Source organism: Streptococcus mitis B6, from assembly GCF_000027165.1.
Taxonomy (GTDB): Bacteria; Bacillota; Bacilli; order Lactobacillales; family Streptococcaceae; genus Streptococcus; species Streptococcus mitis_AR.
Genome location: NC_013853.1, coordinates 451,047 through 472,941, shown reverse-complemented (window position 1 = coordinate 472,941; position 21,895 = coordinate 451,047). Strand labels below are relative to the sequence as shown.

Here is a 21,895-nt window from a genome sequence, read left to right as displayed (position 1 = left end):
TTCTCTATACCTCCAACCTCTTCTTTGCAATTTTTAAATATTCTTTTTCAGCATCGATACCTATAAATCTTCTACCTAATCGCTTCGCAACAACACCCGTAGTGCCACTACCAACAAATGGATCTAGAATATAGTCACCCTCTTTAGTAGAGGCCAAAATTATACGTTCCAATAAATATTCTGGTTTTTGTGTTGGATGCTTGCCAGCCCATTTCTCAGCTTTTTTCGTCAAAGCACCTGTCCAAACATCTTTCATTTGCTTACCATCATTTAGCTCTTTCATCAAATCGTAATTGTAATAATGACGAGCTTTTTTATCATTTTTTCTTGCCCATAAAATAGTTTCAGTAGAATGAGTGAAATAACGACAGGATAAATTAGGTGCAGGGTTTGTTTTCTGCCAAGTAATGTTATTTAGAATTTTAAAACCTTCTTGCTCTAATGCCATTCCAACTGAGTAAATATTATGTAAACTCCCCGAAATCCAAATAGTCCCATTAGGCTTCAAAACTTCTTTTGCTAAACGAATCCATTTACGATTGAATTCGTGCTTTTCCTCAAAGGAAGAAATCTTATCCCAGTCACCTTTATCTACAGATACAACCTGTCCCCCAGAATTTGATATACCACCGTTACTCAAAAAATATGGAGGATCAGCAAAGATCATGTCCATGCTTTCTGGTTTCATTTTCGATAATAACTTAAACGTATCTGCATGAACAAGAATCATTTTATCTTTATTATAGTATGGTTTTGTCATTAAAACACCTCCATACTTATATTCGTTATTTTTCATAATTTGTGACTATAATTTCAGAAATTTTTCCTCGACTCGAAGATTTTGCTCCATTAGTTCGGTTAGCTTCAACATAATGGATATTAAAATCTCGATACAACTCCTCTACCAAAAAAATAGAGGAGTTTGACAACATAACATAAGCCCCTGCATCACTCAATTTTTTAAAGGTATCTCTTAATCTTACTTGATCATCATATGAAAACCCCTCATGAGTGTAGGAAGTAAAGGCACTTGTCTCTGACAATGGAATATACGGGGGATCAAAATATACAAAATCCCCTGGTTGAACATCCAAAACAGCCTTTTCAAAATCTCCTTTTTTAATTTCTATTTGATTATTATTCAGATAAGTTGAAATAGCAGATACCAAATTCTCATCAACAATTTTAGGATTTTTATAACGACCATAAGGTACATTAAACTGATTCTTAGAATTCACACGATATAAACCATTAAAGTCTACTCTCAACATATAGAGAATACGTGCTGCCCTTTGTACTTCAGACATCATATCTATTCTTTCATCACGATCAGCAGAACGTAAATCTAAATAATATTCTTTTGAATTATATTCCTGATGAACTTTCAAAATTTCAATCAATTCTTGAGGATTGTCTTTAATTTGTTGATAGCAATTTATTAGTTCAGTATTAAAATCATTAATAACTGCATCTTTAGGAGCTAAATCAAAAAATAAAGCTCCACCTCCAACAAAAGGTTCGAAATACCTGTTATAGGTTTTAGGCATTAATTCTCTAATAACAGGCAATAATTGTCTTTTACCACCTGTCCATTTCGTGAACGGTTGTAAAGTAACTTCCTTTATTTCTTTTATCTTCATGCTTTTAATTATACCATAGAAATTAAAACACAACTCTTGTATTTTCTACCACATTACTAAATTTTCTATTTTAGAATTAAATCATATCAATATCAAAAAATGAGTAAGGCAAATTTTATAAATTCCAAAATTCACCTCACTCTATTAAATTACTATTTATATCCTCACCTGTCTGTCTTCTGACCTCTGGCCTGTGACAAACATGGTAAAGGTTGCTTTGCAGACGTTTCTTCCTTCTTGATTGGTGATATCGACATCTACTACACAAGTTGTGCGACCTTGATGGACGCATTCTCCTTTAATGGTCAATACATCGTCGAGTTTTCCTGCTTTGAGGTAGTTGATAGAAGATTGGAGTGTCACTCCATCAAGCCCCAGCGAGATAACCACCAAACCACTGATCTGATCACAAAGGGTAAAGAGATAGCCACCATGAGCATTGCCATAGTAGTTGAGCGACGAGTCCACTACTTTTGTCGTTACCACAACGTGACCATCTCTCATTTTTTCAATTTCGTAATTTTCAAAGGCAGATATAGCGTCAAAATGAAAATCTTTCATCGTTTCCTCCTGATAGTTCAAACGACACTATGATACTACTTTTTATAGGACTGTGCAAGGAGAAAGCTCCTAGTCTAGCAAAATTCCGACCTGCTCCACAAAGCGCATAAAGGCTGTCTGCCCTTGTTCTGTCTGCTTGTAGACTCCTGCATCCTCAAGCACACGAGCAAAGATAGCACCCACAGAGTCCTTGACGATTTCAAGAGCTTTTTCTTTATCCGTTAGGTCTGGATGTTGGGCTTTTAGTTGGTATGCCCATTCCTGATGATAATCGGCAACTGTCTCCCCTTCTCCCACTAGGTAGTTAGCGACTTGCTCCACTTCTTCTTTCAGACGTGGTGGCAAAATAGCCAAGCCCATGACCTCAATTAAGCCGATATTTTCCTTCTTGATATGTTGGACATCCTTGTGGGGATGATAGATGCCATCAGGATGTTCTGCAGAAGTCTGATTGTCCCTCAAGACCAAGTCCAACTCAAACTGACCGTTGCGTTTACGGGCAATCGGTGTGATGGTATGATGCGGTGTCCCATTACTTTCTGCCAAGACTTGCACCCTTGGATCTGAATACTGACGCCATTCCTGCAAAATCTTATCAGCCAAGTTGATCAAATCTTCTTTGGAATCCGAAGTCAAACGCAACACTGACATTGGCCACTTGACAATCCCAGCCTTGACCTGCTCAAAACCTGCAAATCGAAAGGTCTTTTGCAAGGGAGCCAATTCCATAGGAAATACGTGACGGCCTCCTTGATAGTGGTCATGAGTTAGAATAGACCCCCCCACAATCGGCAAGTCGGCATTAGAGCCAGCAAAATATCCTGGAAACTGCTCTACAATAGCCAGTAGACGCTCAAAACTCTGACGGCTAATCGTCATGGGACGATGCTGGCCATCTAAGAAAATACAGTGCTCATTAAAGTAAGCATAGGGTGAATACTGGAAACCCCACTCCTGACCCGCCATTTCAAAACGGATAATACGGTGATTGCTGCGAGCTGGGTGGTTGACCCGACCATGGTAACCTTCATTCTCTAGACAAAGCTGACACTGAGGATAATTGCTAGCTTGCACCAACTTAGCTGCCGCAATCTCCTTTGGATCCTTTTCAGGCTTAGAGAGATTGATGGTAATTTCAAGTTCTCCGTAGTCAGATGGAACACGATAAGCGATATTTTTAGCAATAGCCTTGAGTTTGATGTAGTCATTCTTCTGACTGAGTTGGTAAAAATCCGCAATCGCCTGCTCAGGAGATTGAGCGTAGGTTGCCCAAAAGTCACGATTGACCTGACTTGGACAAGGGGTCACCAAGTCCATCAGTTCAGCACCGAGGATTTCACGCGCAGTCTGACTATCCTCAATCGTCTCTAATTGAATGGCTTCCTCAACCAGCTGGTCCTTGAGGTCAATCACTTTATCCAGATTGGTCTCAACTTCCAAAACACCATCTCCCACTCGTGCCAAGACACGATTGGTCAGGTAGATTCGATCCATTTCCTCAAATGAACTTTCAGAAATGACATGTGTTACAAATTTATCTACTAAGGTCACTATAGAGCCTCCTTTTGACTAGTCAAGGACGCGAGTGCCACCTGCAACTTCAGCGATATAGAAACTTGGAGCGTATCCAACTACTTCCTCGTAGTGTTTGCCTACAGCTTCCTTAAAGGCATCAACAGCATCTTTTTGCACCAAAGCAATGGCACATCCGCCAAAGCCTGCCCCTGTCATACGAGCACCGAGAACTCCTTCTTGTACCCAAGCTGTATGAACAAGAGTATCCAATTCCAAACCAGTTACTTCATAATCATGCTCTAGGGAAACGTGTGACGCATTCATCAAACGACCAAATGTTTTCAAATCTCCTGCTTGGAGGGCTACTTGAGCTTTGAGGGTACGTTGGTTTTCAAGCACAGCATGGCGAGAACGTTTCAAACGATTTTCATCTTTAATCAGGTAGCTGTATTGGTCAAAGGCCCACTCGTCTAATTCACCCAAAGTCTGAATATCCAAGGCTGCTTGCAATTCTTCCACTGCTTTTTCACATTCAGCACGGCGTTCATTATATTTAGAATCCGCCAATTCACGGCGTTTATTGGTGTTCATGATAACAACGACATTGTCCTTCAAATCAAGTGGTACCAAATCATACTCTAAAGTGTTAGTATCTAAGTAAATAGAACGTTGATCAGCCCCCATACCAATAGCAAATTGGTCCATAATGCCAGAGTTGACTCCGATAAAGTTGTTTTCTGTTTGTTTTCCGATTTTAACCAAATCGAGACGCTCTAATTTTAAATCAAAGAGATGCTCTGCCACGACTCCTGTCAAGAGTTCCAATGATGCTGAAGAAGACAAACCAGCACCATTTGGGATATTCCCATAAACATAAAAATCAAAACCTTTGTCAATCACATGCCCAGCTTCTTGCAAGAAATGAAGAACGCCTTTTGGGTAATTGGTCCAGTTGTGCTCTTTTTCAAACTTGAGGTCAACGAGAGGCACTTCGATAATGCCCTTGTCCTCAAAGTTAGCTGAGTAGAAACGCAAGACTTGGTCGTCACGCTTACGAGCTGCACCATAAGTTCCCAAGGAAATAGCAGCTGGAAAAACGTGCCCACCGTTGTAGTCCGTGTGTTCACCAATCAAATTGATACGACCTGGTGAAAAGAAGGTTTGGTCTGCTTCTTGACCAAAAATAGCAAGAAAGTCTTTGCGAAGTGCTTCAGCAGTAAGATGTTGTGTCATATGATTTCTCCTTTTACTGTCCGTTAAGTCGGCTTAACGTGTAATCGTTTTCTTCTATTGTATCCAAGGGATTCCCCAAGGTCAATCCTTTTTACTAAACTTTTACTAAACTATCAGTAAAAAGCAGAAAAATATGATATACTAACCTAAAAAAGGAGGATTTATGGCTACCTTAAAAGACATTGCACAGCTAGCCTCTGTCTCTATCGCGACCGTATCCCGTGTCCTCAACCGCGACCAGAGCCTATCTGTTACAGAAGAAACCAGGCACCGTATTTTAACCGTTGCTGAAGAGCTGGGCTACACTAAGCATCTCAAGACAGGCGAGTCCCACAAGCCCAAGCAAAAGATTGCCATTATCCAATGGGTCAGCGAACAAGGGGAGCTAGACGATCTCTACTACTACCAGATTCGCCTAGGCATCGAAAAAAGAGCCCAAGAACTGGACTATGATATCTTGCGCTATTTTAATGACCATCCTTTTACATTAAGCGAGGAAGTAATTGGGATTCTCTGCATCGGAAAATTTAGCCGAGCTCAGATTTCTGCCTTTGAAGAATACCAAAAGCCTCTTGTATTTTTAGACAGCGATCCCCTCTCGATGGGACATACCTGCATTATCACGGACTTTTACACTGCCATGAAACAGGTTGTCGATTATTTCCTCAGTCAAGGGTTGAATCGCATTGGGATTCTAACAGGTCTTGAGGAAACAACTGACCAAGAAGAAATCATTGAGGATAAGCGGTTGGAGAATTTTAAAAACTACAGTCAAGCAAAAGGAATCTATCATGATGAACTGGTCTTTCAAGGGAGCTTTACTGCCCAGTCTGGCTATAACTTGATGAAGGAGGCTATTCAGAGTTTAGGAGACCAACTCCCACCAGCCTTTTTTGCTGCCAGTGATAGTTTAGCCATTGGTGCCCTCCGTGCCCTCCAAGAAGCTGGAATCAGCCTGCCAGACCGCGTCAGCCTCATTTCCTTTAACGACACTAGTCTGACCAAGCAAGTTTATCCTCCCCTTTCTAGTATCACGGTTTATACTGAGGAAATGGGCCGAGCAGGCATGGATATTCTTAATAAGGAAGTCCTCCACGGTCGCAAAATCCCTAGCCTAACCATGCTGGGAACCAGACTGACATTGAGAGAAAGTACAAGGAATGATTAAGATATTAAATAAGCTAGGCAAAAAGTCTCTAAAAGCAAAAAGCGCATAGTGTCAAATGTTTAGAAACCTTGATACTATGCGTTTTTGTGTGAAGATTTACTTCATTCTCTCTTGAAATTGAGTTTTGTCCCAGCCTCTTTTTCTAGTGTTGATGCCCGTGGGGCTGCTCTAATGCTGTTACCCTCCGCTTATGTTGCGCATGATTGCTTTGACTGGTGTCCACTTCGATAGTAATATTCTGCACACCTCTTTCTTCTAAGAGCTGACGTACTTGATTCTTTGTTTCCGTCATCTGCTCCCAATCTTCTAAACAGAGATGGATAATGGCATTATTTTCCAGACCATCCATGGACCAAATGCTAAGTTGATTGACACTTTTGACATTGGTCAGAGACTCCAAATCTTTCTCCAAATCACCTGTCTCTAGTCCTTCTGGCACAGCATCCAAGAAAATCTTGAGCGTAGACCAAAAACGTGGAAGAGCTTTTGAAAGAATAAAGAAAGAAATGACAAGGGACAAAAGTGGATCTAGGATATACCAGTCCGTAAATCGAAGAACAATGGCCATTAGGATGACAGCCAGCCACCCTAGGGTATCTTCCAGAAAATGCAGACTCAGAATAGACTCATTCTTTGTCTTTCCCTTACCAACTACTAGACTCGCTAACACATTAATAGTAATCGCAATAATTCCTAACCAGAGAATCCCCTCGTCATTGACTGGTTGCGGATTTAAAATCTTCGTAACACTTTCCAAAACGACTAGAACTGATCCTGTCATGAGTATTATCGCTGTTACCAAGGCTCCTAGCAGACTAAACCGCTTATAACCCAAGGAGTACTGATTATCTTCTTCACGATTAGAGATGGTTTCTAGAAAAGCTGATATTCCAATTGCAATCGCATCTCCCAAGTCATGCACAGAGTCAGCAAGAACAGCGCTCGAACCAAATACTCCACCTGCAATAAACTCGACAATGGCATAAGTCAAATTTAAGAAAAAAGCTAGCCAAACAGTATATTTTGCCTTCATATTTCTCATTCCTTTGTTATAATAGATTTATGAACATCTTGTTCATTATCATTATCCACTAAAACTCAAAGAAAGGATAGAAGCAAAAGGTCAGCTTTATTCAGTTCTGAACAATTTGCCTCAAGTGTCCATATGACTAACATTGACCGCCGTATCAGTAAAACAAAAAAAGCCATCTATCAAGCTTTTCTACAACTTTTGAACACTAAGGGCTACGAGGCCATTACTGTTCAGGATATTATTGACCTCGCTGACGTAGGGCGTTCGACCTTTTATAGTCATTATGAAAGCAAGGAATTATTGCTGGATGAGCTCTGCCAACAGCTCTTTCACCATCTATTTGAGCGTGCTGAACACCTCTCTCCACAAGACTACTTGGCCCATATCTTTCAGCATTTCAAGAAAAACCAAGACCATGTAACCAGTCTTTTGCTTTCAAAAAACGATTATTTTATCCGGCAACTACGAAAAGAACTGGAACATGACGTCTATCCCATGTTAGCAGATAAACTGATTCAAGCACACCCCAACATACCCCACTCTTATCTTAAGCATCTGGTCGTCAGCCATTTCATTGAAACCCTCAGCTGGTGGCTGAAAAAAGGTCAAGACTTCACAAATCAGGAAGTTGTCCAGTTTTATCTAGACCTTCTCATTTCTAAAGACTAAATACAGACTAGAGCTCAGTCGCCTTATGCCCAGGCTACTGAGTTTTTATTTTTTCGACAATAAAAAAAGCCCAGACAACATTGTCTGAGCAGTTTTCTATATGGTCGTTTAAGGAAGTTGAGTTTGACATTTTCAAACTATTTCTTCAACAAACCTTCTTCTTGTAGAAACTCCTTGGCTACTTGCTCTGCTGACTTGCCTTCAACACCGACTTGGTAGTTGAGCTGGCTCATCTGGCTTTCAGTAATTTTACCAGCCAATTTATTGAGAACTGTTTCCAACTCTGGATGTTTCTTGAGAAGAGCTTCTTTCATCAGTGGAGCCCCTTGATAAGGTGGGAAGAGTTGCTTGTCATCTTCCAAGACCTGTAAATCATAACGCGCCAACTCTGCATCGGTTGAATAGGCGTCCGTGATTTGAATATCGCCTGACTGAATTGCCTGATAGCGAAGGGCTGGCTCCATTGTTGCCACATTGAGATTGAGGCCATACATTGATTGCAGGCCCTTATTGCCATCTTCACGGTCGTTAAACTCAAGAGTAAAACCTGCCTTCAGCTGTCCTTCCACTTTTTTCAAGTCCGAAATGGTCTTCAAGCCATATTCTTGAGCAATCTTTTTTGGAACAGCTACAGCGTAGGTATTTTGATAAGACATGGGTTTGAGATATGCTAGATGATCCTGTTTGGCAATACCATCACGTGCCACCTGATAAACCTGATCTGGCTCATGACTCACTTTCGGTGATGGTTGAAGTAGACTTTCAGTCACCGTACCAGTAAATTCAGGATAGATGTCAATATCGCCTTTTTTCAGAGCTTCATAGAGAAAGCTTGTTTTCCCAAAATTCGGTTTAACAGTCGCAGTCATACTGGTATTTTCTTCAATAAGCAACTTATACATATTGGCCAAAATTTCTGGTTCTGGACCCAATTTCCCAGCAATAACCAAGTTTTCTTTCTCTTTTTGAGCCAAAAGAGATGGACTATAAGACAAACCAAGCAATATTGTCACCAGGGCAAAACCAGAAAAAATCGTCCGCAATTTTGCTTTTTCCATCACTTTTAATAGGAAGTTAAAGGCAATAGCAAGCACTGCAGAAGAAAGGGCCCCAATCAAAATCAGACTGGCATTATTACGGTCAATTCCCAAAAGGATAAAGGAACCTAGTCCCCCTGCCCCAATCAAGGCCGCCAAGGTTGCTGTACCGATAATCAAGACAGCTGCCGTCCGAATCCCAGACATCATAACAGGCATGGCAAGTGGAATTTCAAACTTCTTGAGACGCTCCCACCTAGTCATCCCAAAGGCAATCCCAGCCTCTTGCAGACTCGGATCAATTCCCTTGAGTCCAGTGATGGTATTTTGTAAAATCGGAAATATCGCATAGATCACTAGAGCTGTCAATGCCGGTAAAGTCCCAATTCCCATCAAGGGGATAAAGAGTCCCAATAAGGCCAGTGACGGGATAGTCTGGAAAATCCCTGCAATCTGCAAGACCCAATCCGCCAACTTCTCATGATAGCGAAGATAAACAGCTAAGGGAATCGCTATAAAGATGGCCAGCAACAAGGTCAAAAGCGACAACTGCAAATGTTGAGATAGAGCTGTCAACCAATCACTAAAACGATCCTGAAAAGTTGCAATTAAATTAGTCATGAACACTACCTCCAAACAAGTCTGCTACAAAGTCTGTTGCAGGCGCTTTTAAAATGGTCTCGGGATTCGCTACCTGGCGAATTTCTCCATCCTGCAAGACAGCAATACGGTCCGCCAATTTCAAAGCTTCATCCGTATCATGGGTCACAAAAATCGTTGTCATCCCAAACTCTTTATGCAATTCTTTCGTCAGAACCTGCAACTGTTTTCTCGAAATAGCATCAAGAGCCGAAAAAGGTTCATCCATGAGGAGAATCTTAGGCTGACCAATCATAGCCCGAACAATACCGACCCGTTGCTGTTCTCCACCAGATAATTCACTAGGAAGTCGATGTCCATACTCAGCCACTGGTAAACCAACCTTAGCCAAAAGCTCTTCAGTTTGATTAGCAATTTCTTCCTTAGTCCAGCCCTTCATTTCAGGAATCAGGGCAATATTTTCCGCGACCGTTAGATTGGGAAAGAGAGCAATGGCCTGTAAAACATAGCCAGTAGAGAGACGAAGCTCACGCTCATCATAGTCTTTAATACGCTTGCCATCCATATAAATATTTCCATCAGTCGGTTCCAAGAGACGGTTAATCATCTTAAGCATTGTTGTCTTACCTGAGCCAGATGGACCAACTAAAACCATGAACTCCCCATTCTCAATCCGTAAATTAACATCTCTCAAGATATCTTTTTCTGTGTAACGTAAAGCTACATTTTTATATTCAATCATTCTGTATCCTCAATTTAAAACTTCCCTCGATTGGTCAAGTCTTCTACCTTAGGCATGACTTCCTTATTGTCCCAATGTTCCACAATTTTCCCGTTTTCTAGACGGAAGATATCGTACTGGGCATAAATAACTCCATCAATCTGAGTCTAACCATAGCTAACCACGTAATTCCCTTGTCCTAAGAGTTGGAAAACAAAGTCAAAAGTGGCCCTAACTTATAAACAGATAATTTGCTCTATTCTAATCCTCATTTTCTTTCTCTTTCAGATTAGCCAAAATTCTTTCTTGAAAAGCTTCAAATTGGCGAATTTCTTCCTCTGAAAATCCTTTGTAAAAGATCGTATCCAATTTTTGACTGACACGATGCCCCACTGCTTTCTGAGACTTCCCCAACTCTGTTAAAACTAAATACTTCTTACGCTTATCTTCTCCACATGGACTAACGGTTACAAGATTTTGTTCCTCTAGTTTTTTTATCATAGTCGTCAGAGTATTATTAGCAAGTCCAGTCGCCAGGGCAATATCTGTCGCAGTTGCGCAGCCAGTTTCACTATTCCATAAAACCGCTAAAATTTTGCCCTGTTCACTCCTATAAAGAGCTTCAGAATCCTGACTCAGTAACTTTTGAAAAATCCGCCCATTCAACAAACGAATATGATGGGCTACCAAATGACAATATTTCATGACACCTCCAATTTATTTCCATATCGAAATGGACAACACAATTCTAACACTTATCATTTCAACTGTCAACTATTTCGATTTAGAAATAATTTTTCCCAGTAAAAAATCTCCCACCCAAGGTAGAAGATTTCAATTTTATAAAACTTAATCTGTCATGTCCGATACCAAAGTTCGATGCTCTAATGGAATACTGCACATAACTAGCAAGAAAATGAAACCTGACTGAATCCAGAAGAGAGCCAAGTCAAAGATTCCGTGCACAGCAACCACTGTAAGGAAAGATAGATAAAGACCGATAATCGGACGTTTCCCCGACTCCTGACTCATATCCATCATCAAGCGAACAGGAGCCACAGAAGACAAAACTAATAAAATAGTCCCCACAATTCCGTAACTCAGAATCGTATCAATATAAAGACTGTGAGCATGTTCATGATAAGGAGCATTTATCCGAGGATAAGAGTGCATGTAGGTCAATGGCCCCTCACCCCAAAAAGGATTTTGCTTAAACAAGGCCATCCCAGCATCCCAGATAGAAATTCGTTCTTCCATAGAAGAGTCTAAAGTTCCCATCCGAACTCCCAAATCACTGGAAAAGAGGAAGCTCAAGCCAATCGCAAAGACTCCAATACTAAGCCAAAAGGCCTTCCAGTTTTTAATGGTCGTAAAGAGATAAATAATGGCTCCAGCGATAATAGCAGGAAAGGCAGTTCGATTTTGCGTAAAGTTCAATCCAAAGAGATTCACAAAGCCTGCAAACACACAGAATACTTTCAACCAATTCAACTTGGTCGTTGTAAACAGATAGAAGGCAATCATGATACAGAAACAACAAATAATTCCATAATAATTAGGATTAAAGAAGGTCACTTCTGCACGATTCTGATGCCATACCTGCATATTGGGTGAAAGAAAAGCATAGTTAAATTTCTTTACAATTTGGAAATGTTCTAAACTCGCAAAAGCAGCTGATAAGACGCTACCAAACAAGACGAGCTGCAAAATCAATCGAAAGAATTTATGTGATAAAATCGACTGATAGTGCAAAAAGAAAACAGTAAATAGAAACATTCCTACTGAAGCCACAACTCCCATCCAATTTTGTGCAAAAATGGATATTACAGTACTATAGCCAAGAAAAAGAAGCAGCATCGGATGCTCTCCCATTTTCTGAAGAATACTTTTCATGTTTCCTGTAAAAATCAAACTGATAATATATAAACAGAATACAACTACAAAAAGATAAAAGGGTAAAAAGATACTCAGGATAATTCCCAATAAAATCAGCTCTTTACTAGACAACCCTTTCAGCTTTTCAATAAAGCCTATTGATTTCAAAATGAATCCTTTCTCTCCAAATCAGTTGATTCAGATAATAGTAAGCTACCCTTTATTGTACCACTTTTTTAGCAATTTGAAAACAAAGGAAACGATTCCTAGGTAAAAAAGGGAGCAAACGTAACTTCTCAAAGTAACTTCCATCTCTCTCCCAAAACTGGAAGTTAGTCTCAGACGATGAATTATGCTAGAATTAAGTCTGAGACTTTTCGTGAGGAGGCACCTCATGACGAAAAAACAAAAACATCTCACTCTAGAAGACCGTATTGACATCCAAACTGGAATCAGCCAACAGGAGACTTTCCGTTCCATCGCTGAGAAGATGGGGAAAGACCCGTCAACGATTTCAAAGGAAATCAAGCGCAATCGCATCATGCATCCAACATCCGTCAAATCTGATTGCACGGATTGCCCTCTTCTCAAAAAAGCTCCTTATGTCTGTAACAACTGTCCAAAAAAGAGGACGGATTGTGGGTTTAACCGCTATCTTTACTACGCGAAAAAGGCACAGGAGCAGTACGAGACTATGTTGAGGGAATCCAGACAGGGAATTCCCCTAAACAAGGAAAGTTTTTATCAGATGGACAAGGTCTTAACCCAAGGCATCCAGAAGAAACAAAGCATCTACCATATCATTCAGACACATAACCTACCTGTGTCGAAAGCTACGGTGTATCGGCATGCCAAGCTGGGCTATCTGACAGCCAAGCCCATTGATTTCCCTCGGATGGTCACGTTCAAGGAACGCAGAAAATCCAGAAAAGTAGCTATTCCTAAAGAGCTGAAAATTGGGCGGACCTATCAAGATTTCCAAGAGTTACGAGAAACAGATGATTTCTTCAAATGGTTGGAAATGGACACGGTCATCGGCAGACCTGGTGGAAAGCTACTGCTCACCTTCAACGTTTCCTTCTGCAACTTCCTCTTCGCCCTGCTTTTGAACAACAAGACCGCTCTGGAGGTCGCCACTAAATTCGCAGCTTTGAAAGAAAGAGTCATGGACGGAGGGTGTGCGTTCCATCAGCTGTTCCCTGTCATTCTCACAGACAACGGATCTGAGTTCGCCTATGTGGAGGAGCTTGAGCGAGACATTGATGGGAAGTCTCACCTCTACTTCTGCGACCCTAGCCGTCCTGACCAGAAGGGGCGGATTGAGAAGAACCATACGGTTTTGCGAGCCATTCTTCCCAAGGGCACTTCCTTTGACCAGCTGACTCAGAAAGACGTCAATCTAGTCATTTCCCATGTCAATTCCTTGAAACGAGAAGAGTTTCAAGGAAAATCTGCTTACGACATCTTCACCTTCACCTTTGGCGAGGACATCGCTGCTCTTCTGGGTTGCCAATTTGTCAAACCAGAAGACACACACCTATCACCTGATTTATTGAAATAAAGGGAATTTTCCCCTCTAACTACACATCTTATCACCATCGAAAAGTCTCACACTAAACGCTAGCAACTGGAATTTACTCTAAGACGACTCTGTTTTAGGGCTATTTGTCGTGCACTTTTTTCTGAGTCTTTTCGCTTTTGAACCCTTATATATCAAGAAAAAGAAAACCAGTGGAAGTTAGTCTAAGACGGATTTCCACTGATTTCACGCGTTTTTCTCATACTAAAAGCTAGGTTGTGGGAAACTGGAAGTTAGTTTTAGAAGTTACCAAAAGGGAGCAAAAATACTGAGATTTCAAAACTCAATCTTAATGATTGCATTTTCTCTAAGAAAATCATGCCGTAAATAGTAGGCATATGTTAAAATAGTAGTAATAAAATATAGATTATGCACAACTATCCCAACTAGATTCAAATCATATACTATTCTTAAAGAAAGGCAACACTATGAAATCCTACCAAGCTGTCTACCAAATCCTATCTAAAGAAACCGACTATATCAGCGGAGAAAAAATTGCAGAAGAACTATCCCTCAGCCGAACATCAATTTGGAAAGCCATCAAGCGACTAGAACAAGAAGGCATTGAAATTGATAGTATCAAAAACAAAGGCTATAAACTGGTGAATGGAGACCTTATTCTTCCAGAACTTCTAGAAGAAAATCTTCCAATTAAAGTCAGTTTTAAACCCAAAACAAAGTCAACACAACTCGATGCAAAAGAAGCAATTGATTTAGGAAATGAAGCAAACACCCTCTATATAGCTTCCTATCAAACAGCAGGGCGAGGCCGTTTTCAACGTTCCTTCTACTCACCACAAGGTGGTATTTATATGACACTCCATCTTAAACCAAATCTCGCCTATGACAAATTACCATCCTACACACTACTTGTAGCTGGAGCTGTCTACAAAGCCATTAAGAACCTAACTTTAATAGATGTCGACATAAAATGGGTCAATGATATCTACCTAAACAATCATAAAATTGGAGGAATCCTCACTGAAGCAATGACCTCTGTAGAAACAAGTCTAGTCACAGATATCATTATTGGAGTAGGAATCAACTTCACTATCAATGATTTTCCACAAGAATTAAAAGAAAAAGCTGCTAGCTTATTTAAAGCTCCAGCACCTATTACCAGAAATGAATTAATTATAGAGATCTGGCGTGCTTTCTTCGAAACACCAGCAGAAGAGCTATTATACCTATACAAAAAACAGTCCCTCGTTCTAGGAAAAGAAGTGACTTTTACACTAGATCAAAAAGACCACAAAGGACTTGCTAAAGATATCTCTGAAAATGGAAAGCTTTTGGTGCAATGTGATAACGGAAAAGAAATCTGGCTCAATAGCGGAGAAATTTCACTCAAGAGTTGGAAGTAATAATAAACGAGCACAACCATAAAATCAACAATATATAAAGATTTTAGCTTTTCTGCAGCCCACTACAGTTGCAAAGAGCGCAAAAAAACTTCAGATAAGTAATCCAATTAAGTTTTACAAATCTGAAGTTTTTATTCTACTATTCTTAAAAATACAAAAAAAGAGTTATAAACTCTCAATAAAACGGAGAATAAGGGATTCGAACCCTTGCGCCAGTTACCCGACCTAACGATTTAGCAAACCGTCCTCTTCAGCCTCTTGAGTAATTCTCCTATTAATGGGCACGAGTGGACTCGAACCACCGACCTCACGCTTATCAGGCGTGCGCTCTAACCACCTGAGCTACGCGCCCAAGTTAAAAACTTGGTAATGTAATTTGAACAAAGTTCAAAGCGGGTGACGAGAATCGAACTCGCGACAACAGCTTGGAAGGCTGTAGTTTTACCACTAAACTACACCCGCATAAATATTATAAATAAAAATGGCGCGAGACGGAATCGAACCGCCGACACATGGAGCTTCAATCCATTGCTCTACCAACTGAGCTACCGAGCCTTATTGCGGGAGCAGGATTTGAACCTACGACCTTCGGGTTATGAGCCCGACGAGCTACCGAGCTGCTCCATCCCGCGTTAATACAAAAGGAGGATGTGGGATTCGAACCCACGCACGCTTTTACACGCCTGACGGTTTTCAAGACCGTTCCCTTCAGCCGGACTTGGGTAATCCTCCATACTATTCAAATGGACCTTGTAGGACTTGAACCTACGACCACTCGGTTATGAGCCGAGAGCTCTAACCAGCTGAGCTAAAGGTCCAACAAGATCATTATAGCGGCGAAGGGGATCGAACCCCCGACCTCCCGGGTATGAACCGGACGCTCTAGCCAGCTGAGCTACACCGCCATATATCGGGAAGACAGGATTCGAACCTGCGACACCTTGGTCCCAAACCAAGTACTCTACCAAGCTGAGCTACTTCCCGAGTTAAATAGAAAAATGCACCCTAGAGGAGTCGAACCTCTAACCGCCTGATTCGTAGTCAGGTACTCTATCCAGTTGAGCTAAGGATGCTCTTTATATTATGCCGAGGACCGGAATCGAACCGGTACGATCGTTACCAATCGCAGGATTTTAAGTCCTGTGCGTCTGCCAGTTCCGCCACCCCGGCCTCTCTAAGCGAACGACGGGATTCGAACCCGCGACCCCCACCTTGGCAAGGTGGTGTTCTACCACTGAACTACGTTCGCACTGTTTTCTTCTATCTAAAAATGCCGGCTACATGACTTGAACACGCGACCCTCTGATTACAAATCAGATGCTCTACCAACTGAGCTAAGCCGGCTCATTTATTATATCTTAATGCGGGTTAAGGGACTTGAACCCCCACGCCGTTAAGCGCCAGATCCTAAATCTGGTGCGTCTGCCAATTCCGCCAAACCCGCATATATGACCCGTACTGGGCTCGAACCAGTGACCCATTGATTAAAAGTCAATTGCTCTACCAACTGAGCTAACGAGTCAAAAATAACTTACGTTATTCTTACGGTCCCGACGGGAATCGAACCCGCGATCTTCGCCGTGACAGGGCGACGTGATAACCGCTACACTACGGGACCTATGGGAGTTAACGGGATCGAACCGCTGACCCTCTGCTTGTAAGGCAGATGCTCTCCCAGCTGAGCTAAACTCCCTAGAGCTAAGCGACTTCCATATCTCACAGGGGGCAACCCCCAACTACTTCCGGCGTTCTAGGGCTTAACTTCTGTGTTCGGCATGGGTACAGGTGTATCTCCTAGGCTATCGTCACTTAACTCTGAGTAATACCTACTCAAAATTGAATATCTATTCAAATCAAGAAAAACCGTTCGCTTTCATATTCTCAGTTACTTTGGATAAGTCCTCGAGCTATTAGTATTAGTCCGCTACATGTGTCGCCACACTTCCACTTCTAACCTATCTACCTGATCATCTCTCAGGGCTCTTACTGATATAAAATCATGGGAAATCTCATCTTGAGGTGGGTTTCACACTTAGATGCTTTCAGCGTTTATCCCTTCCCTACATAGCTACCCAGCGATGCCTTTGGCAAGACAACTGGTACACCAGCGGTAAGTCCACTCTGGTCCTCTCGTACTAGGAGCAGATCCTCTCAAATTTCCTACGCCCGCGACGGATAGGGACCGAACTGTCTCACGACGTTCTGAACCCAGCTCGCGTGCCGCTTTAATGGGCGAACAGCCCAACCCTTGGGACCGACTACAGCCCCAGGATGCGACGAGCCGACATCGAGGTGCCAAACCTCCCCGTCGATGTGAACTCTTGGGGGAGATAAGCCTGTTATCCCCAGGGTAGCTTTTATCCGTTGAGCGATGGCCCTTCCATACGGAACCACCGGATCACTAAGCCCGACTTTCGTCCCTGCTCGAGTTGTAGCTCTCGCAGTCAAGCTCCCTTATACCTTTACACTCTGCGAATGATTTCCAACCATTCTGAGGGAACCTTTGGGCGCCTCCGTTACCTTTTAGGAGGCGACCGCCCCAGTCAAACTGCCCGTCAGACACTGTCTCCGATAGGGATCACCTATCCGGGTTAGAGTGGCCATAACACAAGGGTAGTATCCCAACAACGTCTCCTTCGAAACTGGCGTCCCGATCTCTTAGACTCCTACCTATCCTGTACATGTGGTACAGACACTCAATATCAAACTGCAGTAAAGCTCCATGGGGTCTTTCCGTCCTGTCGCGGGTAACCTGCATCTTCACAGGTACTAAAATTTCACCGAGTCTCTCGTTGAGACAGTGCCCAAATCATTACGCCTTTCGTGCGGGTCGGAACTTACCCGACAAGGAATTTCGCTACCTTAGGACCGTTATAGTTACGGCCGCCGTTTACTGGGGCTTCAATTCATACCTTCGCTTACGCTAAGCACTCCTCTTAACCTTCCAGCACCGGGCAGGCGTCACCCCCTATACATCATCTTACGATTTAGCAGAGAGCTGTGTTTTTGATAAACAGTTGCTTGGGCCTATTCACTGCGGCTGACTTAAAGTCAGCACCCCTTCTCCCGAAGTTACGGGGTCATTTTGCCGAGTTCCTTAACGAGAGTTCTCTCGCTCACCTGAGGCTACTCGCCTCGACTACCTGTGTCGGTTTGCGGTACGGGTAGAGTATGTTTAAACGCTAGAAGCTTTTCTTGGCAGTGTGACATCACTAACTTCGCTACTAAACTTCGCTCCCCATCACAGCTCAATGTTATAGAACTAAGCATTTGACTCAGTTCACACCTCACTGCTTAGACAGACACTTCCAATCGTCTGCTTTAGTTAGCCTACTGCGTCCCTCCATCACTACATACTCTAGTACAGGAATATCAACCTGTTGTCCATCGGATACACCTTTCGGTCTCTCCTTAGGTCCCGACTAACCCAGGGCGGACGAGCCTTCCCCTGGAAACCTTAGTCTTACGGTGGACAGGATTCTCACCTGTCTTTCGCTACTCATACCGGCATTCTCACTTCTATGCATTCCAGCACTCCTCACGGTATACCTTCATCACACATAGAACGCTCTCCTACCATACCTATAAAGGTATCCACAGCTTCGGTAAATTGTTTTAGCCCCGGTACATTTTCGGCGCAGGGTCACTCGACTAGTGAGCTATTACGCACTCTTTGAATGAATAGCTGCTTCTAAGCTAACATCCTAGTTGTCTGTGCAACCCCACATCCTTTTCCACTTAACAATTATTTTGGGACCTTAGCTGGTGGTCTGGGCTGTTTCCCTTTCGACTACGGATCTTAGCACTCGCAGTCTGACTGCCGACCATAATTCATTGGCATTCGGAGTTTATCTGAGATTGGTAATCCGGGATGGACCCCTCACCCAAACAGTGCTCTACCTCCAAGAATCTCTAATGTCGACGCTAGCCCTAAAGCTATTTCGGAGAGAACCAGCTATCTCCAAGTTCGTTTGGAATTTCTCCGCTACCCACAAGTCATCCAAGCACTTTTCAACGTGCCCTGGTTCGGTCCTCCAGTGCGTCTTACCGCACCTTCAACCTGCTCATGGGTAGGTCACATGGTTTCGGGTCTACGTCATGATACTAAGGCGCCCTATTCAGACTCGGTTTCCCTACGGCTCCGTCTCTTCAACTTAACCTCGCATCATAACGTAACTCGCCGGTTCATTCTACAAAAGGCACGCTCTCACCCATTAACGGGCTCGAACTTGTTGTAGGCACACGGTTTCAGGTTCTATTTCACTCCCCTCCCGGGGTGCTTTTCACCTTTCCCTCACGGTACTGGTTCACTATCGGTCACTAGGGAGTATTTAGGGTTGGGAGATGGTCCTCCCAGATTCCGACGGGATTTCACGTGTCCCGCCGTACTCAGGATACTGCTAGGTACAAAGACTATTTTAAATACGAGGCTATTACTCTCTTTGGCTGATCTTCCCAAATCATTCTTCTATAATCTTTGAGTCCACATTGCAGTCCTACAACCCCGAAGAGTAAACTCTTCGGTTTGCCCTCCTGCCGTTTCGCTCGCCGCTACTAAGGCAATCGCTTTTGCTTTCTCTTCCTGCAGCTACTTAGATGTTTCAGTTCACTGCGTCTTCCTCCTCACATCCTTAACAGATGCGGGTAACAGGTAGTACCTGTTGGGTTCCCCCATTCGGAAATCCCTGGATCATCGCTTACTTACAGCTACCCAAGGCATATCGTCGTTTGTCACGTCCTTCTTCGGCTCCTAGTGCCAAGGCATCCACCGTGCGCCCTTATTAACTTAACCTTATTTTTCTGACCTTTCAGTCATAAACTCTTATTAATACTACAGCGTTTTCGGTTTATTTTCTTGTTACTATTTGATATAGATATTCAATTTTCAATGTGCATTACTTGGTGATCTCTCACCAATGGAGCCTAGCGGGATCGAACCGCTGACCTCCTGCGTGCAAAGCAGGCGCTCTCCCAGCTGAGCTAAGGCCCCACAAGACCTCTCAAGACTAAACAAGACCAATGCGCAGTTCCTTTTCCTTAGAAAGGAGGTGATCCAGCCGCACCTTCCGATACGGCTACCTTGTTACGACTTCACCCCAATCATCTATCCCACCTTAGGCGGCTGGCTCCTTACGGTTACCTCACCGACTTCGGGTGTTACAAACTCTCGTGGTGTGACGGGCGGTGTGTACAAGGCCCGGGAACGTATTCACCGCGGCGTGCTGATCCGCGATTACTAGCGATTCCGACTTCATGTAGGCGAGTTGCAGCCTACAATCCGAACTGAGACTGGCTTTAAGAGATTAGCTTGCCGTCACCGGCTTGCGACTCGTTGTACCAGCCATTGTAGCACGTGTGTAGCCCAGGTCATAAGGGGCATGATGATTTGACGTCATCCCCACCTTCCTCCGGTTTATTACCGGCAGTCTCGCTAGAGTGCCCAACTAAATGATGGCAACTAACAATAGGGGTTGCGCTCGTTGCGGGACTTAACCCAACATCTCACGACACGAGCTGACGACAACCATGCACCACCTGTCACCTCTGTCCCGAAGGAAAACTCTATCTCTAGAGCGGTCAGAGGGATGTCAAGACCTGGTAAGGTTCTTCGCGTTGCTTCGAATTAAACCACATGCTCCACCGCTTGTGCGGGCCCCCGTCAATTCCTTTGAGTTTCAACCTTGCGGTCGTACTCCCCAGGCGGAGTGCTTAATGCGTTAGCTGCGGCACTAAACCCCGGAAAGGGTCTAACACCTAGCACTCATCGTTTACGGCGTGGACTACCAGGGTATCTAATCCTGTTTGCTCCCCACGCTTTCGAGCCTCAGCGTCAGTTACAAGCCAGAGAGCCGCTTTCGCCACCGGTGTTCCTCCATATATCTACGCATTTCACCGCTACACATGGAATTCCACTCTCCCCTCTTGCACTCAAGTTAAACAGTTTCCAAAGCGTACTATGGTTAAGCCACAGCCTTTAACTTCAGACTTATCTAACCGCCTGCGCTCGCTTTACGCCCAATAAATCCGGACAACGCTCGGGACCTACGTATTACCGCGGCTGCTGGCACGTAGTTAGCCGTCCCTTTCTGGTAAGATACCGTCACAGTGTGAACTTTCCACTCTCACACTCGTTCTTCTCTTACAACAGAGCTTTACGATCCGAAAACCTTCTTCACTCACGCGGCGTTGCTCGGTCAGACTTCCGTCCATTGCCGAAGATTCCCTACTGCTGCCTCCCGTAGGAGTCTGGGCCGTGTCTCAGTCCCAGTGTGGCCGATCACCCTCTCAGGTCGGCTATGTATCGTCGCCTTGGTGAGCCGTTACCCCACCAACTAGCTAATACAACGCAGGTCCATCTGGTAGTGATGCAATTGCACCTTTTAAGCAAATGTCATGCAACATCTACTCTTATGCGGTATTAGCTATCGTTTCCAATAGTTATCCCCCGCTACCAGGCAGGTTACCTACGCGTTACTCACCCGTTCGCAACTCATCCAGAGAAGCAAGCTCCTCCTTCAGCGTTCTACTTGCATGTATTAGGCACGCCGCCAGCGTTCGTCCTGAGCCAGGATCAAACTCTCATTAAAAGTTTGAGTTCTCACTCATTTCTGTCACTGACAGATTTATTGTTTTTTCATTGTTCAGTACTACAACCTTAGTTGTAGTGCCCTGCACATTGGTTCGTCTTGTTCAGTTTTCAAAGGTCTTTGTCACTTACTTCTCTCAAGTGACAACTATATTAGTATATCACAGTCGCTTTCGCTTGTCAACACTTTTTTGAAACTTTTTTGAACTTTTTTCATCAAGTGTTCCATCCGCAACATACCATAGTCCGTACGGGATTCGAACCCGTGTTACCGCCGTGAAAAGGCGGTGTCTTAACCCCTTGACCAACGGACC

Annotated in this window: 14 protein-coding genes, 19 tRNA genes, 3 rRNA genes and 1 pseudogene; 4 read left to right on the top strand and 33 right to left on the bottom strand. The window is 43.2% G+C overall.

Features of this window, described 5'->3' with window-relative positions; genetic code table 11:
* Window positions 1–4: 4 nt before the first annotated feature.
* The 5 genes from SMI_RS02675 to SMI_RS02655 all read right to left on the bottom strand — a co-directional run bounded on the left by SMI_RS02675 (window position 5) and on the right by SMI_RS02655 (window position 4,949).
* A complete protein-coding gene (locus SMI_RS02675; RefSeq protein WP_000794285.1) occupies window positions 5–796 on the bottom strand; it encodes a DNA-methyltransferase in 792 nt (263 codons plus the stop codon).
* Window positions 786–1,640 (bottom strand): DNA adenine methylase, encoded by an 855-nt coding sequence (locus tag SMI_RS02670; RefSeq protein ID WP_012972462.1) that lies wholly within the window; start codon window positions 1,638–1,640, stop codon window positions 786–788. The genes SMI_RS02675 and SMI_RS02670 overlap by 11 nt, the downstream gene beginning before the upstream one ends.
* Window positions 1,641–1,796: 156 nt before the next feature.
* Window positions 1,797–2,201: a PaaI family thioesterase gene (locus SMI_RS02665; RefSeq protein WP_000651198.1), complete on the bottom strand. Its 405-nt coding sequence runs from the start codon at window positions 2,199–2,201 to the stop codon at window positions 1,797–1,799.
* 69 nt (window positions 2,202–2,270) lie between these two features.
* Complete coding sequence (locus SMI_RS02660; RefSeq protein WP_000176978.1) at window positions 2,271–3,752, bottom strand: UDP-glucose--hexose-1-phosphate uridylyltransferase; 1,482 nt, start codon at window positions 3,750–3,752, stop codon at window positions 2,271–2,273.
* An 18-nt stretch (window positions 3,753–3,770) separates the two neighbouring features.
* On the bottom strand, window positions 3,771–4,949 hold the full coding sequence (locus tag SMI_RS02655) for a galactokinase (protein ID WP_000191948.1): 1,179 nt from the start codon (window positions 4,947–4,949) through the stop codon (window positions 3,771–3,773).
* 163 nt (window positions 4,950–5,112) lie between these two features.
* Here SMI_RS02655 and galR point away from each other — a divergent pair, with 163 nt between their 5' ends.
* The gene (gene galR, locus SMI_RS02650) at window positions 5,113–6,117 is read left to right on the top strand and encodes a DNA-binding transcriptional regulator GalR (RefSeq protein ID WP_000212502.1); all 1,005 of its coding nucleotides are present in this window, start codon (window positions 5,113–5,115) and stop codon (window positions 6,115–6,117) included.
* Window positions 6,118–6,259: 142 nt separating this feature from the next.
* On the opposite strand, the gene SMI_RS02645 is transcribed toward galR, so the two are convergent.
* Window positions 6,260–7,150, bottom strand: a complete 891-nt coding sequence (locus SMI_RS02645; protein WP_000645151.1) for a cation diffusion facilitator family transporter — start codon at window positions 7,148–7,150, stop codon at window positions 6,260–6,262.
* Window positions 7,151–7,282: 132 nt separating this feature from the next.
* On the opposite strand from SMI_RS02645, the gene SMI_RS02640 reads away from it, so the two are divergent.
* On the top strand, window positions 7,283–7,819 hold the full coding sequence (locus tag SMI_RS02640; protein ID WP_000181706.1) for a TetR/AcrR family transcriptional regulator: 537 nt from the start codon (window positions 7,283–7,285) through the stop codon (window positions 7,817–7,819).
* Window positions 7,820–7,956: 137 nt separating this feature from the next.
* Here the strand turns inward: SMI_RS02640 and SMI_RS02635 are convergent, their stop codons facing one another.
* The 5 genes and pseudogenes from SMI_RS02635 to SMI_RS02615 all read right to left on the bottom strand — a co-directional run bounded on the left by SMI_RS02635 (window position 7,957) and on the right by SMI_RS02615 (window position 12,220).
* Entirely contained in the window at window positions 7,957–9,477 is a 1,521-nt protein-coding gene (locus SMI_RS02635) for an ABC transporter permease/substrate-binding protein (protein WP_000182950.1), read from the bottom strand.
* Complete coding sequence (locus SMI_RS02630; protein WP_000575206.1) at window positions 9,470–10,198, bottom strand: ABC transporter ATP-binding protein; 729 nt, start codon at window positions 10,196–10,198, stop codon at window positions 9,470–9,472. The genes SMI_RS02635 and SMI_RS02630 overlap by 8 nt, the downstream gene beginning before the upstream one ends.
* 14 nt (window positions 10,199–10,212) lie before the next feature.
* Window positions 10,213–10,404, bottom strand: a pseudogene (locus SMI_RS02625) (polyketide cyclase); the annotation flags it as partial.
* A gap of 34 nt (window positions 10,405–10,438) precedes the next feature.
* Window positions 10,439–10,882 carry a MarR family winged helix-turn-helix transcriptional regulator gene (locus SMI_RS02620; protein ID WP_000872570.1) on the bottom strand — a complete coding sequence of 148 codons (444 nt, stop codon included), beginning with the start codon at window positions 10,880–10,882 and terminating at the stop codon, window positions 10,439–10,441.
* Between the two features lie 144 nt (window positions 10,883–11,026).
* Window positions 11,027–12,220 carry an O-antigen ligase family protein gene (locus tag SMI_RS02615; RefSeq protein ID WP_000835615.1) on the bottom strand — a complete coding sequence of 398 codons (1,194 nt, stop codon included), beginning with the start codon at window positions 12,218–12,220 and terminating at the stop codon, window positions 11,027–11,029.
* Between the two features lie 226 nt (window positions 12,221–12,446).
* Here SMI_RS02615 and SMI_RS02610 point away from each other — a divergent pair, with 226 nt between their 5' ends.
* Complete coding sequence (locus SMI_RS02610) at window positions 12,447–13,613, top strand: IS30-like element ISSmi1 family transposase (RefSeq protein ID WP_000163009.1); 1,167 nt, start codon at window positions 12,447–12,449, stop codon at window positions 13,611–13,613.
* 446 nt (window positions 13,614–14,059) lie between these two features.
* Window positions 14,060–14,995: a bifunctional biotin--[acetyl-CoA-carboxylase] ligase/biotin operon repressor BirA gene (gene birA / locus SMI_RS02605; RefSeq protein ID WP_000844501.1), complete on the top strand. Its 936-nt coding sequence runs from the start codon at window positions 14,060–14,062 to the stop codon at window positions 14,993–14,995.
* 184 nt (window positions 14,996–15,179) lie between these two features.
* On the opposite strand, the gene SMI_RS02600 is transcribed toward birA, so the two are convergent.
* The 22 genes from SMI_RS02600 to SMI_RS02495 form a co-directional block, all read right to left on the bottom strand.
* Window positions 15,180–15,267, bottom strand: a tRNA-Ser gene (locus tag SMI_RS02600).
* A gap of 6 nt (window positions 15,268–15,273) precedes the next feature.
* Window positions 15,274–15,347: transfer RNA gene (locus SMI_RS02595), tRNA-Ile, on the bottom strand.
* A 39-nt stretch (window positions 15,348–15,386) separates the two neighbouring features.
* Window positions 15,387–15,457 (bottom strand) — tRNA-Gly (locus tag SMI_RS02590).
* A 20-nt stretch (window positions 15,458–15,477) separates the two neighbouring features.
* A tRNA-Phe gene (locus SMI_RS02585) sits at window positions 15,478–15,550 on the bottom strand.
* Between the two features lie 3 nt (window positions 15,551–15,553).
* A tRNA-Met gene (locus SMI_RS02580) sits at window positions 15,554–15,627 on the bottom strand.
* A 10-nt stretch (window positions 15,628–15,637) separates the two neighbouring features.
* Window positions 15,638–15,727, bottom strand: a tRNA-Ser gene (locus SMI_RS02575).
* 12 nt (window positions 15,728–15,739) lie between these two features.
* A tRNA-Ile gene (locus SMI_RS02570) sits at window positions 15,740–15,813 on the bottom strand.
* Window positions 15,814–15,826: 13 nt separating this feature from the next.
* Window positions 15,827–15,900, bottom strand: a tRNA-Met gene (locus SMI_RS02565).
* A gap of 5 nt (window positions 15,901–15,905) precedes the next feature.
* Window positions 15,906–15,979: transfer RNA gene (locus SMI_RS02560), tRNA-Pro, on the bottom strand.
* 15 nt (window positions 15,980–15,994) lie between these two features.
* Window positions 15,995–16,068: transfer RNA gene (locus SMI_RS02555), tRNA-Arg, on the bottom strand.
* Window positions 16,069–16,079: 11 nt separating this feature from the next.
* Window positions 16,080–16,165, bottom strand: a tRNA-Leu gene (locus SMI_RS02550).
* A gap of 7 nt (window positions 16,166–16,172) precedes the next feature.
* Window positions 16,173–16,244 (bottom strand) — tRNA-Gly (locus SMI_RS02545).
* Between the two features lie 22 nt (window positions 16,245–16,266).
* Window positions 16,267–16,339: transfer RNA gene (locus SMI_RS02540), tRNA-Thr, on the bottom strand.
* A gap of 18 nt (window positions 16,340–16,357) precedes the next feature.
* Window positions 16,358–16,439, bottom strand: a tRNA-Leu gene (locus SMI_RS02535).
* 5 nt (window positions 16,440–16,444) lie between these two features.
* A tRNA-Lys gene (locus SMI_RS02530) sits at window positions 16,445–16,517 on the bottom strand.
* A gap of 23 nt (window positions 16,518–16,540) precedes the next feature.
* Window positions 16,541–16,613: transfer RNA gene (locus tag SMI_RS02525), tRNA-Asp, on the bottom strand.
* A gap of 2 nt (window positions 16,614–16,615) precedes the next feature.
* Window positions 16,616–16,688 (bottom strand) — tRNA-Val (locus tag SMI_RS02520).
* Between the two features lie 4 nt (window positions 16,689–16,692).
* Window positions 16,693–16,808 (bottom strand): 5S ribosomal RNA (rrf, locus tag SMI_RS02515).
* A gap of 77 nt (window positions 16,809–16,885) precedes the next feature.
* Window positions 16,886–19,787, bottom strand: a 23S ribosomal RNA gene (locus SMI_RS02510).
* Window positions 19,788–19,912: 125 nt separating this feature from the next.
* Window positions 19,913–19,985: transfer RNA gene (locus SMI_RS02505), tRNA-Ala, on the bottom strand.
* A 51-nt stretch (window positions 19,986–20,036) separates the two neighbouring features.
* A 16S ribosomal RNA gene (locus SMI_RS02500) occupies window positions 20,037–21,582 on the bottom strand.
* Together the 16S, 23S and 5S rRNA genes with 19 tRNA genes alongside form the textbook arrangement of a ribosomal RNA operon.
* A gap of 241 nt (window positions 21,583–21,823) precedes the next feature.
* Window positions 21,824–21,895: transfer RNA gene (locus tag SMI_RS02495), tRNA-Glu, on the bottom strand.

Coding starts and splice junctions, on each gene's coding strand:
- SMI_RS02655 (WP_000191948.1), bottom strand. CDS start 4,949: ATGACACAACATCTTACTGCTGAAGCACTTCGCAAAGACTTTCTTGCT.
- SMI_RS02665 (WP_000651198.1), bottom strand. CDS start 2,201: ATGAAAGATTTTCATTTTGACGCTATATCTGCCTTTGAAAATTACGAA.
- SMI_RS02620 (WP_000872570.1), bottom strand. CDS start 10,882: ATGAAATATTGTCATTTGGTAGCCCATCATATTCGTTTGTTGAATGGG.
- galR (WP_000212502.1), top strand. CDS start 5,113: ATGGCTACCTTAAAAGACATTGCACAGCTAGCCTCTGTCTCTATCGCG.
- SMI_RS02645 (WP_000645151.1), bottom strand. CDS start 7,150: ATGAAGGCAAAATATACTGTTTGGCTAGCTTTTTTCTTAAATTTGACT.
- birA (WP_000844501.1), top strand. CDS start 14,060: ATGAAATCCTACCAAGCTGTCTACCAAATCCTATCTAAAGAAACCGAC.
- SMI_RS02610 (WP_000163009.1), top strand. CDS start 12,447: ATGACGAAAAAACAAAAACATCTCACTCTAGAAGACCGTATTGACATC.
- SMI_RS02670 (WP_012972462.1), bottom strand. CDS start 1,640: ATGAAGATAAAAGAAATAAAGGAAGTTACTTTACAACCGTTCACGAAA.
- SMI_RS02635 (WP_000182950.1), bottom strand. CDS start 9,477: ATGACTAATTTAATTGCAACTTTTCAGGATCGTTTTAGTGATTGGTTG.
- SMI_RS02630 (WP_000575206.1), bottom strand. CDS start 10,198: ATGATTGAATATAAAAATGTAGCTTTACGTTACACAGAAAAAGATATC.
- SMI_RS02675 (WP_000794285.1), bottom strand. CDS start 796: ATGAAAAATAACGAATATAAGTATGGAGGTGTTTTAATGACAAAACCA.
- SMI_RS02640 (WP_000181706.1), top strand. CDS start 7,283: ATGACTAACATTGACCGCCGTATCAGTAAAACAAAAAAAGCCATCTAT.